Origin of the sequence: Anaerostipes rhamnosivorans (assembly GCF_005280655.1) — a bacterium.
In the GTDB taxonomy this organism is placed as follows: domain Bacteria; phylum Bacillota; class Clostridia; order Lachnospirales; family Lachnospiraceae; genus Anaerostipes; species Anaerostipes rhamnosivorans.
Window position 1 is genome coordinate 2,132,026 of the sequence record NZ_CP040058.1, and the last position, 13,269, is coordinate 2,145,294.

A 13,269-nucleotide genomic window follows, 5' to 3' on the forward strand; every position below is an offset into this window, starting at 1 on the left:
CGGCATACTGGTATAGTATAGCAATTTATTTTTTCTGTGTCAAGAAGTTTTCTTACAGGAAATCCTCTTTTTCTATGGGTTTTCTGACTTTTTTCCTGGTGATCTCCATGAGTCCCAGTCTCGTCATATCCACTGCCGCCGCCTTTTTGGAATCCCTGTTCAGGCAGGACTGCATGTAAGAAAGAAGCTTATCCTCTTCCTCTTTTTCCTTCATATCAATAAAATCTACAAGGACAATGCCGGATAGGTTTCTCAGCCGGATCTGCCTGGCCGTCTCTTTTGCAGCTTCCCTGTTGATTTTTATAATATGGCCTTCCTTTTTACCCCGCCCGATGGATTTTCCTGTGTTTACATCCACCACGGTCATGGCTTCGGTGCGCTCAATAATCAGAAATCCCCCTGACTTCATCCATACTCTCGTATGGAATGCCTCCTCCAGGCTGTGGGAGAACCGATAGGCCCGCTCGATGGACTGGTCCTGCCTTTCCATTTGGCGGACCTGATATCCATGTTCCTGTGCCTGTCTGCATATCTCGCCGTCATCGGAAACAATCCTGTCCGTCTGCCCCGGCGAGAGGCCGAATACATAGCGGGATGAAAAACTCTGGTTGGTGGCTGCCAGCTGGCATGGTTTCAGATACTGCTGCTTTTCCTGAATCTTTATAAACCGCTCAGCCAGAGTTCTGGCTTCGCTTATGATCTCCTCATCCCCTGCACCGGCGGCCTCCGTGCGTACGATAAATCCGTAGTCCCCGGTAACAAAACCAGAGACGAGACTCTTTAACTCTTCTCTCCTTGCCTTGTCCCGGATCTTGCCGGATATGCCCACGAAAGATCTGTCCGAAGACAACACCAAAAACTCTCCTGTTAGTTCTATGTTTTCAGTAGCCAGCGGTTCCTTCTTGTCCGTGCCGTCTTTCTTTACCTGCACAAGGATCTCCTGTTCATTTTTAAGCTTCTCTTTGCTTCTCCGCTCATCCAGGGGATAAAAACAGAGCCTGCCCCTGTCAATCTCCACGAAAGCCCCATTGATATTCGGCACAATATTCTTTATCTTACCTTTATAGATATTTCCGACCAGACTTCCCTCAGTGAGGGGCTCAGAAGAAAATTCTACAAACTCTCCGTCCAAAAGCCAGCCGCTGACAATATGCTGCCGGCGTCTGGTGATGATTACTTCATTCATATGTACTATTCTTGGCCGGAAATGCTTGGGATATCCACAGAAGGGTCAAGATCCTCCTCGTAGTCCACTCCATCCATACGGAAGCCGAACATTTGGTAGAAATCATCCCAGTATCCGTCAATATCAGAATACTCCTGGACATTTTCGGTGCAGACCTTCTCCCAGCGGCGTTCCACTTCTTCCTGGACTTCCGGGCGCAGTTCCCAGTCATCCAGACGGATCAGACCCTGTTCATCTGTCTTGGCCTGTCCAAAGACAGCCTTTTCAGAAAACAGCCTTACGATCTGTTCGATACAGCCTTCATGAAGTCCCTTTTCTTTCATAACGCGGTACAGCACAGCCATATAAAGCGGTACGATCGGAATGGCAGAACTGGCCTGTGTCACCAGCCCCTTATTGACGGAGATGTATGCTTTGATTCCATCCTTTGAGAATTCCTCATTGATCTCACCCGCCGTCTTATGAAGATGCTTCTTCGCGGCACCGATGGTTCCCTCAAAATAGATAGGATATGTAAGCTTAGGTCCGATATAAGAATATGCGAAGGTGACTGCGCCCTTTTCAATGGCATCCGCATCGGTAAGCGCCTGGATCCATGCCTTCCAGTCCTCCCCGCCCATGACCTTCACGGTAGCTTTCACTTCTTCCTCTGTGGCAGCCTCGATGGTTTTCTCACTGATGGTATTATCTTTAAGGTTCAGGTTCTTATTTGTAAAATCTTCCCCTGTTGTCTTTAAGACAGACTGATAAACCGTGCCGTCCTCTGTCGTTCTTCTCGGTGCAGCCAGACTGTAAATGACAGCGTCAACCTTACCGAAATCCTTCTTGATCAGTTGGATGACCTGGTCTTTTACTTCCCTGGAAAATGCATCTGCGTTGACCGTCTTCGCATATAAGCCTTCTCTGGCCGCCGCCTGTTCAAATGCAGCTGTATTATACCATCCGGCAGTGGCGGTACGTTTACCGGCCGCCGGTCTCTCAAACATGACACCCAAGGTATCCGCTCCGCACCCGAATGCAGCGGTGATCCTTGATGCCAGGCCATATCCCGTGGATGAGCCGATGACCAGGACCTTTTTCGGCCCATTCTCAACACCGCTGTGTTTTTTTACATATGTAATCTGATCTTCAACATTTTTTCTGCAGCCCTGAGGATGTGCGGTAAGGCACAAAAATTCACGGACTTTCGGACTTATTTTCATGTATATCTCCTTTGCTTTTCAAGTTCAACGATTACTGAAAATTATAATCGTTCCTTTTTCCACTGTCAAGTTTCCCCTTCCATATCCTTCCTGCTTATGCTCTTATCCTGTAAGATTCTCTGAAGCGTTGTCTGAAGCACATTCAGGTCAATGGGTTTTGACACATGGGCGTTCATCCCTGCCTCACGTGCATTCTGTACATCTTCCGCAAATGCATTGGCAGTCATGGCGATGATCGGGATATTGGCCGCATCCGCCCGTGTAGTCCTTCTGATCATCCGTGTTGCCTCATAGCCATCCATCTCCGGCATCTGGATATCCATAAGAACTGCGTCATAAGTTCCAGGCTCCGCTTCCTGAAACGCACGGACTGCCTGTACACCATCGGTCTCCAATACAGATTCCGCTCCGCATATCCGAAGCAGCTCACATAGGATCTCCGCATTGATAGCGTTGTCCTCAGCCACAAGAAAATGCCTCCCGGCAAACAATTTCTCTTTCACAGAGTCCAGAAAGTCCATTGCTGTTCCACTGTGGGACTCACCGCCGGCCTGTGCTGCGTCAAATTCTAACTCTACCTTAAACACGGAGCCGCTGCCGATCCGGCTCTCAGCCGTTATCTCTCCTCCCATCAGGTCAACCAGTCCCTTTGTAATGCTCAACCCCAGTCCGGTACCCTCAATGCGCGCTGCATTGCCGCTGCGGGTAAAAGGTTCAAACACATGTGCAAGGAACTCCTCTGGCATTCCGATCCCCGTATCTCTAACGGTAAAGCGGTATCTGACACGGCCCTTATCCTTTGGCAGGCTTAACTCCTCAGCTATAAATTCGATGACGCCGCCTTTTTCCGTAAACTTAATCGCATTGCTTAAGATATTGATCAGGATCTGATTGATGCGCAGCAGATCCCCGCAAAAACACTCCTGATCGATATGCTCTGCCCGCATTCTGAACTCAAGACCCGCCTCTTCTGTCTGCGACTTGATCATGACAGAGATCTGCTCCATCAAATCCGGAAGAAAAACCTTGTCAAGATTCAAATTGATCTGGGAACGCTCAATCTTACTCATATCCAAAATGTCATTGATCAGGCTGAGCAAATGATTTGAAGAAATTTCGATCTTCTGTAAACAATCTTTCACCCGCTCTCTGTCATCCAAAAAAGTGGATGCCAGCGTCGTCATTCCCATAATCGCATTCATCGGTGTACGGATATCGTGGCTCATGGCAGATAGAAAGTCGCTTTTGGCTTTGTTTGCTTCTTTTGCAAAAACCAGCGCATTTTCCAGATCCTTTTTTGTCCTTCTTTCCGCCGCCAGCATGTCGGTCACGTCTGCCCTCACCAAGCACAGCGTCCGATGGTTTAAATCCCCCCATAGGACATTGATCTGCTTATACCGTTCTCCCTCCTCACTCTGATAAGAAAACAGAAAATCATATCCATTGGGCTGTTTCTCCAAACGCTCCAGCATCGTTGAGATCCGGAACTGTATCCGGGCTTCCTCAAGATTCTCCGTGGTGCCATGGCTGTCCACAAATCTCCTGATTGCCTTATCATATTGGCCGATTACCAGAGCTGGCAGATTTTCTAGTACACTCTCCCTTGTATAAAGTGTCAATTCCCTGCTGCCGATATTGATAAATGCTGCCAGTTCAAATGTATAGGCGATCATGTGGAGCAGGCCCTGCTGTTCACGGATCGAGTCCGTAATATCAGTTCTTGAGAGGCATACCCTTCCCAGTCTCAGGTCAACAGCCGAGACTGTCATATTCTTTGTCCTGATATCCCCATTGTCATCCAGCACGGAGAACGCGAAGGTGTATGCCCCTGCCCGCTTCAGCTTCCTATACATATCTGCCGGGTAAAGCCCTCTCCTATACTGTTCTTTGTCTCTCGGCACGACCCTTGTCCGGAGCATCTGATCCATCCATGCAGAATGGCTTCCCGTGGGCGGCGGAATACAACATGCGTTTTCACTGCACGAAAGAATCTTGTATCTGTCTGTAGTCAGATCCACATCCACAACAAAGTCGCAGCCTGTCACAGATAGCTGGTGAAGGATACGCTCCGAGATGGCCTGCTCTGTAATATCTGTGACCGTTAGTATCCCTGTGACATCCCCGCTGTCGGGAGTTGCCACCATATGCATTTTAAACTGTATATAACGGCCTCTGGTATCTTTAGGGAGCTTTACAAAACACTCCATCTGCCGCTCCAGCTTCCCTTCCTCAAAGGCTCTTAACGCCGGCTCGTCCAGATAAGTTCCAAGGAATTCCCTGCGTTCCTTTTCGTCCACAATGAAACCGGACAGTCCGGTAAAAAAACTCTGCCGGTCATCACTAAATGTCTTCAGCAGATCAGAATCCGTGTAATCAATGATATCCAGGATCCTGCTCTGGGTAATGTTACAGTGCCCCACGACCAGCGCATTCGGTCCCGGTGTCCGGTAATGCTGCAGGATCAGATCTTTGTACTGGCTGCGGATCTTCTCCTGCTCCTCCACCGACTGGGTGATATCGGTATAGACTGCATAAAGCCTGACAGCCCCGTCTTCTGCCTTAAGCAGGGACAACATGCATTTAACCCAGATATATCCTCCGTCTCCCTGCATCACACGGGCAGTCAGCTCACAGTTGCCTTCTCCATTCCTGATATAGCTTTGAAGCTTCTCCCGGATCCCTTTGACATCCTCCGGATAGATTCCTGCAAGGATATCCTTCTCGTACATTTTCTCGGCTTCTTCCACCGTCATATGGGTCATGGCGGCATAGCCGTCAGAGATAAATTCTGAAACCAGCGTCCCATCCGGCTCACATCGGATGACCGAAATACCGCCAGGAAGATTTTTGATGATCGTCTGAAAATACATTTCCAGGCGGTCTTTCTCTCTTTTTGTAATGACCTCCTCCGTCACATCCCGCACATATTGGATATATGCTGGTATTCCATTCCAGTCTGTCTCACGGAAATGCGCACTGTATACCCTGTCAGAAGCGGGAATCTTCATCTTATGTTCGCCGCTTCCTGCTTCATAATTATTCATGTGACAGAAGCTGCAGGGACTGTCTTTGCCGTGCAGGGCTTTGTAACATTTCTGGCCGGTACAGTCCTTTCCTTCCATAAAAAGATGGGTGGATTCATTTGCATAGAGAAGGTCATAGTTCTGCTTATCTATGACATAGATCCCGTCCGCAGTCTCGTTGGCAATGCTCTGAAACAGGCGGGTTTCTGCCGACATGCCTGTAAACACAGCATAGAATCTTGATGTCTTTGACAGTGGTCCCATACGCCTTCCGTTTAAATGGACCCAGATCAAGTGTCCATCCCTGTGAAAGATACGGTAGGATACATCCAGCACCTCACCGCTGGCCAGAGCCTCCTTCGTGGCCTCAAACACCCGGTCCCTGTCCGGCCCGTAGATAACATCAAGGGCATCGTACCTCACCATGTCCTCATACTCTTTTCTCGTATGCCCTGAGAGTCTCATAACTCCATCTGAAAAAAACTCAGGGATAAAACGCCCTCCCTCTACCCGGTAGCTGGCAATGCCCCCTGGTATGGAGTTGATCAGATGGTCCTTTTCCAGCTGTACCTGCTTCAGGCTGGTGATATTGTGGAACACACAGTGAAGCAGCGGACAGCCATCCTCCTCACCAATCCATTTTATGTGAATATGTACCCATACGATATGCCCGTCCCTGTGCTGCTTGCGAAATTCAAACTCTGATACACCGCCGCTCTCAATGACTTCCATGGCTTTGGATATGACCATTTCCTTGTCTTCCCAATACGTCATATCAACCGCGTCTTGTTTGACGAGTTCCCTGTACTCTTCCACCGTGTAACCGGACAGTTCCGGTACTCCATCTGAAAAATAGACCGTCTCAAAAATATCGGAGACTTTATAGATGGCTACGCCTCCCGGGATTGCATTTATAATATCCTGCATTTTTTCGTTGGCACGGATCAAATCTTCTTCCATCTGGATCTGATCGCTCACGTCACTTAAGACAACATAAAAGAGCACCCCCTTATCTTCCATGCAGCCCTTGGCCCCATCCAAATGGATCCACCGGTATATCCCCTTCTTGTCATGAAATATACGGCAGGTATGAGATAAAGTCGTACCCTCATGTAATAGTTTCGTTATTTTTTCTTTCAGCGCAGGGATATCCTCTTTGTGTACTCCCGACAATGTCAGTTCCTGTCCGGAATTCTCGATCTCAGAAATATGTTCGCTTGAGTACCCTAACATGTTATAAAAAGCAGGGTTATAAAACACCGGATAAACATAACCATCTTCCAGATAATAGACACACACTCCGCCCGGAATACGGCTCAAAGACTGCTTCGCTTTCTCTCTCAATGCCTGCAGCGTCCTGCCGGCCGTCTCCTGCTTTTTCATACGTTCTCTTTTCTCCATTGACAGCACCACCTTTGCTACTGCTCCCCACATCAGACAGGAAAAAAAACGCTCATTCCCGCACTAACTCTGTCCATATATATATTAATTAATTCTACCATAGGCAGTGTAAAAGTGCAATGAATCTCACTGCGATTCCAAGAAAACAAAGTGGGCAAGCCCACCTCATCTCCCCAACCCCTCACTCTTTGAGGGGCTTAAAAACTTTGAGCACCAAATGGATTTGACGTAGTCAAATAGATTCCTTACGCATTTGTATGCATACTGCCTGCAAGGCTTTTTTATTCCATAGGGAGATTGGAGGAACTTTCCTATGAAATAAAAAACCGTATCGGCAGTCTTATGACCGATACGGCAGTTTTATCTCTATATATTATGTATATGTGCTATTTTACGACTCTTCTTACAGCCACGATCTTTCTGTATCTTGCGTTAGGAGAGATCTTGATTCCCCCTCTTGGATATGGCGCTGAGTTGCTGGCATGAACAATTTTATTTTTACCTATGTAAATCGCTACGTGTCCGCTGTAGCAGATGATATCTCCCGGTTTTGCCTTTTTGATGCCGCCTTTTACTTTCTTTCCTACTTTTCTCATTCCATAAGAAGAATGAGGAAGTCTTTTACCGAACTTTCTGTAAACAGACATTACATATCCGGAGCAGTCAGCTCCTCTGGTTAAGCTTGTTCCGCCGTACTTATATTTATTTCCTACAAAGCGTTTTGCATAGTTTACAACTTTCTGTCCTTTATTGGAAGCAGCTTCTGCTTCTCTTGTTCCCCCGATTGTGGAACATCCCACGACTGTGAGCATTACGACTACCAGTGCTTTTACTACTAAACGTTTCATGTACTCTCCTACTCAATCACTACAAATGCTACGATATTATTTCATGTGTTTCTTTCACTGTTGTTATTGTAGCTTATATGTAATGAAATTGTCAAGAGTTTTTTAACAATTGTGTAACAATTATATTTTTTTCTTTAAGATATCGACAAATCTCTTCACAAATCTAAGTTCCTCATCTGTGATCTCATGCTGGCTGAACCTTGCTTTTTCCGCGATATTTCGAGCTTTTTCGTAGATAAGGCGGTGTTTTTCATCCAAATTCTTTCCCTCCATCAGGGAATTTATTAAATTTTGATAAACTATGACTTTTTCCTTATTAGAGCTCATTTTCCATCTACGGTACCTCAGGATTTCCTTTATAATTTTAACAATTGTAACAATTATGCAAAGAGATAGAAACAATACGATCAGACTCTGGAGGACCATATTTTTTTCAAAAAATGATCCCTTATGATCCACCGCTGCGGACGGCTCCTCCTTTGACTGCTCCTGTTGCGCCAGAAGGCTGTTCGTGTTCGTCACCTCCACCGGAACCCAGCCTGCATTCTCTATGTAAATCTCCGGCCAGGCATGGGCATAGAAATCTGTGACCTGCGCGGTATTGCTCCTCTGGAATTTCTTCTTGTCGATCCGGTATCCTTCCACATACCGGCACGGGATCCCCGCTGACCGGAACATCATGACTGCCGCGGAAGCATACTGGGTACAATAGCCTTTCTTATTCTCATTTAAAAAGTACCAAATAGGGTCCTTCCCCTCCGGAGTCATCCCAGAATCGCTGGTATAATGATAGTTCTTCTTTAACAGCTCCTGGATCATCTGGGTCTTTTTGCGTGTTGAGACAACTGCGCCCAGTGCCGGAAACTTCTTCAGCAGCTTTTTCTTAAGGCTTTCCGGTACTTTGGTGTACTGGCTGTCTACATACTGATTATAAGAATCCATTGCCTGAAAGTACTCCCGTTCCAAAGTGACATCTCCTGTCTGTCCGTCCAGCAGGGCATCCGTGATCCTGCCGTCCGCTTTCAGCATGCTGTCTAAGGAAACAGGATAATACAACAAAGTCTCTTTCTTTTTAAGGTTTATCCTTGCAATGTTGAGATCGCCGTAATATCTTCCTTTTTCAGGTGAGATATTGCAAAAATACGGCCATAAATAGTAGTCGTCAGTGAACTTCTGATAGGTGATCTCAGCCTTTTCTGCCTTCACCTGAAGACCTGTATCTAAAAGTTCCAGAGAAAGCTCCGGAATCTTCAGGTCAAAAAACTGAAACGGAAGATCCAGGCTGTTTTCTCCCAGGATCACCTTCGCATCCTTCTTCTCCTTTTTCCACATACCATTTTCGTAGATGCCGCTGGTGAACCCTTTCAGATACAATGTCCTGGGCTTTGAAAGCTGAACCTTAAAAAGTTCAGTCCCACGCGGTGCCACAGAGCCGATCTTTCCGATATCGCCGCTTCCGATCCCACCTGCAACCTGGTAATCCTTGCCCTGGGACACAGTTCTCACAAACTCCAGAGCAGTTTCCTTAAGCGGATTGGTACTGACGGGACTCCCCACGGTTCCTGATGCAGCCACAGCGCCCAAGAGCAGGCAGCCCGAGATCACCACAGCGCTGTACCTTTTTTTGCGCATCCAAAAACTGTATCCGGCAATTCCACATAGGAACAGCAGAAACGGACCCGTAATGGAATAGGGAGTCAGGATCAGCAGACACGCTTCCACAATGGATACAGCGGCTGTGAGCATCTTGGTCCTTTTGGCCAGCAGATGAAACAGAACACTTCCCACGAGAAAAAGCAGAAGAATAAAGAGAATGCTGTCCCTCCTTGTATCATCCGCCTGTATATCCACATAATAATAAAACCCCATGTCATACACTTTGTTTACGGCATCGGCCATCCTGTTGCTGATCACCTGAAAGCCGTTGGCCAGCGCGCCGCGCAGGAAAAAGGCGGTAACCGCCGCAAACCCCAGAACTCCGTAGACCGCTTTTGGATAACGCTCTAAAAGCACACACAGAGCAGTCAAGATCGCCACGCCCGAACAGAGCAGATAATATTGAAAGGCTCTGGTAAAGAAGCCCACAAATACACTGTCTGCCAGCCCCAGAAATATCATGCTGAGAAATATGTATTTAATATATGGTTCTATTTTTTCTTTCATATAAAAAGACCTCTAAAGAAATAATTCCAGATCATAAATTCCCTGTTCCAGTACGCTCCGGTCAACTGCATTTGTCTCTGACCCCGTTTCTACATAAATGAAATCAGTGTCTGAGCTTTTCATAAAGATATGAATCCCCTCAGATTCAACATCTCCGGAATCTTCATTAAAATCTGAGGCAAACATCAATCCAAACAATTCCTCATACTGCTGATAACGCTCCAAATAAAATTCCCTAGTTCCCCAGCAGACCGTCTGGGGCATTTCCTGCTCCAAAAAAAACTTGGATATGGAAAAAAATACAGTAAAAAAGTCGTCATATGCCTCCTCCTGGTCCGGCAGGGAAAGCCGGATCAACAGTTTTTCTTCCTTTTCGTCCTCCAAATCTTTTACCATCATCAGATTTTTCCCAGCCAGCAGTTTCCAGTGGATTCTGGAGCTCTTATCTCCCGGATGATATTCCTTCAGCCCGTCATACTCATATTGGTTCTTTGTTTTTGCCTCCACCACCCGGTCAAACATCAGTCCCAGCGGATATGCATCCGGCATGATGAGTACTCCGGCCTTGGACTTTACAAACTTTTCTGCCCAGAACAGTCCTGTTATATCCCTGATACGGATCTTGGCTACTGTGATATGTACCTCGTCACAGTGCTCAAACTTCAGAGGAATCTGAAATCCTTCCCCTCCTCTTCCGGCATACTCAAACTTCTCTTTTATGACTTTTTTCCGTCCCATGAGCCAGTAGCGCACCTGGTAGGTCACTTCGCATTCCACTGCGTCCAGACACCGGATTCCAGTAAAGACGCCTTTTAAAAGAATCTCGTCATTCCTCGATGCCGCTTTCGGCTCCAGAGAAACTTCTACCCTGAGTTTTGATGCCTTCCTGCGGACGATCCACCAGGAAATAAAAACCAAAACAAATAAGGATGCCAGCAGGCATCCTCCAATGATATCTTGATATAGAATAACATAAATCATGCTCAGGAAGATGATTCCGATTATCATGGCCGCTCCTTATCTACTCTCTGGGACCGGGATACCCTCGGCGATGGATTCCAGGATGTCCCTTACCGTCTTACGCTTGATTCTTGCCTCTTTGCTCTTTACAACTCTGTGTGCCGATGTGGCATAAAAAACATCTTTGACGTCGCCAGGCACCATATAGTCCCGCTCATCAAGATAAGCATTCGCTTTTGCCATCTGCAGTAAAGAAATGGTTCCTCTCGGGCTGATCCCCATGCTCAGATCAGGATGATTCCTTGTGGCGCATACAATGTCGACGATATACCGATATAGATCCTCGTGGACATATACCCTCTCTGCCTGCTGTTTCATCAAAACCAAATCCGTGATCTTAATAATCTCCTCCAGTGAATCGATGGCCACATTGACTCTTTCCTGTTTCAACATGGCAATTTCACTCTCCCTGTCAGGGTAGCCCATGGAAATACGAATCATAAAACGGTCCAGCTGAGCTTCCGGAAGGGAATGGGTTCCCACCGCTCCCAGAGGGTTCTGTGTGGCAATGACCACATACGGGTCCGGAAGTTCTCTTGTCACTCCGTCCACTGTGATCTTACCTTCTTCCATGGCCTCAAGAAGGGCGGACTGAGTCTTCGGTGAAGTACGGTTGATCTCATCCGCCAGGAGAAGGTTGGTGATCGCAGCCCCTCTCTGATATTCAAAGGTCTCGCTGCCCTGCTTATAGACAGAAAAACCGGCGATATCCGCTGGCATCACATCCGGCGTGAACTGGATCCTTTGATAATCAAGCCCCAGCACCTTGGAAAATGCAATGGCAAGGGTAGTCTTTCCCACCCCCGGTATATCCTCGATCAGAATATGTCCATTAGCTAAGATCGCCGTCATCACCTGTCTCGTGATATGGTCCTTTCCAATGATCACTTTTCCTATTTCCTCAATCGCCCTTCCGGCCAAATTGCTCATCACATCACCTCTAAGCCTTCTTTTTTACATTCCAGACAATCCAAGCCATGGCAACAGCCAGTGCCCCGGCCGCGATGGCCAGACCTAAAAATCCATTTCCCAAAGCTCCGGCTGTCAGATATCCGATCACCGCACACCCCGCAACGATAAACGCGTAGGGCATCTGTGTCGCCACATGGTCTATATGGCGGCATCCGGCCCCCGCAGAGGCCAGAATGGTCGTATCAGAGATCGGGGAAATATGATCTCCGCATACAGCCCCTGAAAGGATCGATCCAACCAATAAGGTCAGCATAGAAATATCGCTGCCCATGACCGCTACGGAGATGGGGATCAAGATCCCGAAGGTCCCCCATGAAGTTCCTGTGGCAAAAGAAAGCCCCAGTGCCGCCAGGAAAAACAGGGCTGGCAAAACTGCGGTGGCAGATGTATTTCCGCTTATAACTCCGCTGACGAACTGGCCGATCCTTAAGTATTCATCTCCGCAGATGCCGGAAAGTGTCCATGCCAGGCACAGAATCATAATGGCAGAAGTCATAGACTTAAATCCCTGGCTGAAGCTTCCGCAAAAGTCCACAAATGCCACGACCTTTCTCGGTATATACAGAAGGAACGTAAAGATCAGGGTGGAAAAAGACCCGAGTACAAGGCTTCTTCCGCTGTTACAGCCGGATAGGGCCGATATGATATCTTTGCCGCCAAAAAATCCGCCTGTATAAAGCATAAATCCGATGCAGGAAGCGATCAGGAATACGATGGGCAGGATCAGATCCTTTACCTGTCCTCTTCCCACCACAGGCACATCCGCGTCATGCTTCTGGTCATGGGTCTCGTTCCCCTTTTCCTCCTCATACTGTTTCATCTTGGAAAAATCCACGTTGATGATGATCAGAAAGATGAGGAACACCAAAGTCAGGAGAGCATAATAATTAAACGGGATAGCCCTGACAAACAAAGAGAATCCGTCAATCTTACTTCCCTCTGGAAGCGAGGAGCCCACAGCCGCAGCCCAGCTGGAGATCGGGGCAATGATACAGATCGGCGCTGCGGTGGCGTCGATCACATACGCAAGCTTGGCCCTCGTGACCTTATATTTGTCTGTGATTGGCTTCATGACGGTTCCAACCGTCAGACAGTTGAAATAATCGTCCACGAAGATCACAGTTCCAAGAAGAGACGTGGCAAACATGGCCTGTCTCTTTGACTTAATTGCCTTTAATGCCCATTTTCCATAGGCCCTTGAGGCCCCGGATTTGGTGATCAGGGCTACTAAAATACCCAGCATCACAAGAAAAATCAGGATGTCACAGTTGCCCCCGATTTTTCCAGTCATAATTTCAAATATGGTATTCATTGCTTCCACGGGGTTGAAGTGTTCAAACATCAAAGCCCCGGAAGCAATCCCCACCATCAGGGAAAGATAAACCTCTTTTGTGATCAATGCCAGTCCAATGGCAATGATGGGCGGTACCAGCGCCCAAATAGTTCCGACCATT

Annotated in this window: 8 protein-coding genes; all 8 read right to left on the reverse strand. The window is 47.4% G+C overall.

Features of this window, described 5'->3' with window-relative positions:
* Window positions 1-52: 52 nt before the first annotated feature.
* The 8 genes from AR1Y2_RS10605 to AR1Y2_RS10640 all read right to left on the reverse strand — a co-directional run bounded on the left by AR1Y2_RS10605 (window position 53) and on the right by AR1Y2_RS10640 (window position 13,268).
* Window positions 53-1,186: a ribonuclease E/G gene (locus tag AR1Y2_RS10605; protein WP_137328921.1), complete on the reverse strand. Its 1,134-nt coding sequence runs from the start codon at window positions 1,184-1,186 to the stop codon at window positions 53-55.
* Window positions 1,187-1,191: 5 nt separating this feature from the next.
* Window positions 1,192-2,388 carry an enoyl-ACP reductase FabV gene (gene fabV / locus AR1Y2_RS10610; RefSeq protein ID WP_137328922.1) on the reverse strand — a complete coding sequence of 399 codons (1,197 nt, stop codon included), beginning with the start codon at window positions 2,386-2,388 and terminating at the stop codon, window positions 1,192-1,194.
* A 65-nt stretch (window positions 2,389-2,453) separates the two neighbouring features.
* Window positions 2,454-6,812: a PAS domain-containing protein gene (locus AR1Y2_RS10615; protein ID WP_243118727.1), complete on the reverse strand. Its 4,359-nt coding sequence runs from the start codon at window positions 6,810-6,812 to the stop codon at window positions 2,454-2,456.
* 386 nt (window positions 6,813-7,198) lie between these two features.
* Window positions 7,199-7,660, reverse strand: coding sequence for a C40 family peptidase (locus AR1Y2_RS10620; RefSeq protein ID WP_137328924.1), 462 nt, complete (start codon window positions 7,658-7,660; stop codon window positions 7,199-7,201).
* Between the two features lie 120 nt (window positions 7,661-7,780).
* A complete protein-coding gene (locus tag AR1Y2_RS10625) occupies window positions 7,781-9,823 on the reverse strand; it encodes a transglutaminase-like domain-containing protein (protein ID WP_137328925.1) in 2,043 nt (680 codons plus the stop codon).
* Window positions 9,824-9,835: 12 nt separating this feature from the next.
* Entirely contained in the window at window positions 9,836-10,831 is a 996-nt protein-coding gene (locus AR1Y2_RS10630) for a DUF58 domain-containing protein (RefSeq protein WP_137328926.1), read from the reverse strand.
* A 9-nt stretch (window positions 10,832-10,840) separates the two neighbouring features.
* Window positions 10,841-11,773 (reverse strand): AAA family ATPase, encoded by a 933-nt coding sequence (locus AR1Y2_RS10635; protein ID WP_137328927.1) that lies wholly within the window; start codon window positions 11,771-11,773, stop codon window positions 10,841-10,843.
* Window positions 11,774-11,783: 10 nt separating this feature from the next.
* Window positions 11,784-13,268: a Na+/H+ antiporter NhaC family protein gene (locus tag AR1Y2_RS10640; RefSeq protein WP_137328928.1), complete on the reverse strand. Its 1,485-nt coding sequence runs from the start codon at window positions 13,266-13,268 to the stop codon at window positions 11,784-11,786.
* Window position 13,269: the final 1 nt, after the last annotated feature.

What these genes read in the sequence shown, in the direction of transcription:
- AR1Y2_RS10620 (WP_137328924.1), bottom strand. Translation starts at nt 7,660, where the DNA reads ATGAAACGTTTAGTAGTAAAAGCACTGGTAGTCGTAATGCTCACAGTC.
- AR1Y2_RS10635 (WP_137328927.1), bottom strand. Translation starts at nt 11,773, where the DNA reads ATGAGCAATTTGGCCGGAAGGGCGATTGAGGAAATAGGAAAAGTGATC.
- AR1Y2_RS10615 (WP_243118727.1), bottom strand. Translation starts at nt 6,812, where the DNA reads ATGGAGAAAAGAGAACGTATGAAAAAGCAGGAGACGGCCGGCAGGACG.
- AR1Y2_RS10640 (WP_137328928.1), bottom strand. Translation starts at nt 13,268, where the DNA reads ATGGTCGGAACTATTTGGGCGCTGGTACCGCCCATCATTGCCATTGGA.
- AR1Y2_RS10630 (WP_137328926.1), bottom strand. Translation starts at nt 10,831, where the DNA reads ATGATAATCGGAATCATCTTCCTGAGCATGATTTATGTTATTCTATAT.
- AR1Y2_RS10605 (WP_137328921.1), bottom strand. Translation starts at nt 1,186, where the DNA reads ATGAATGAAGTAATCATCACCAGACGCCGGCAGCATATTGTCAGCGGC.
- AR1Y2_RS10625 (WP_137328925.1), bottom strand. Translation starts at nt 9,823, where the DNA reads ATGAAAGAAAAAATAGAACCATATATTAAATACATATTTCTCAGCATG.
- fabV (WP_137328922.1), bottom strand. Translation starts at nt 2,388, where the DNA reads ATGAAAATAAGTCCGAAAGTCCGTGAATTTTTGTGCCTTACCGCACAT.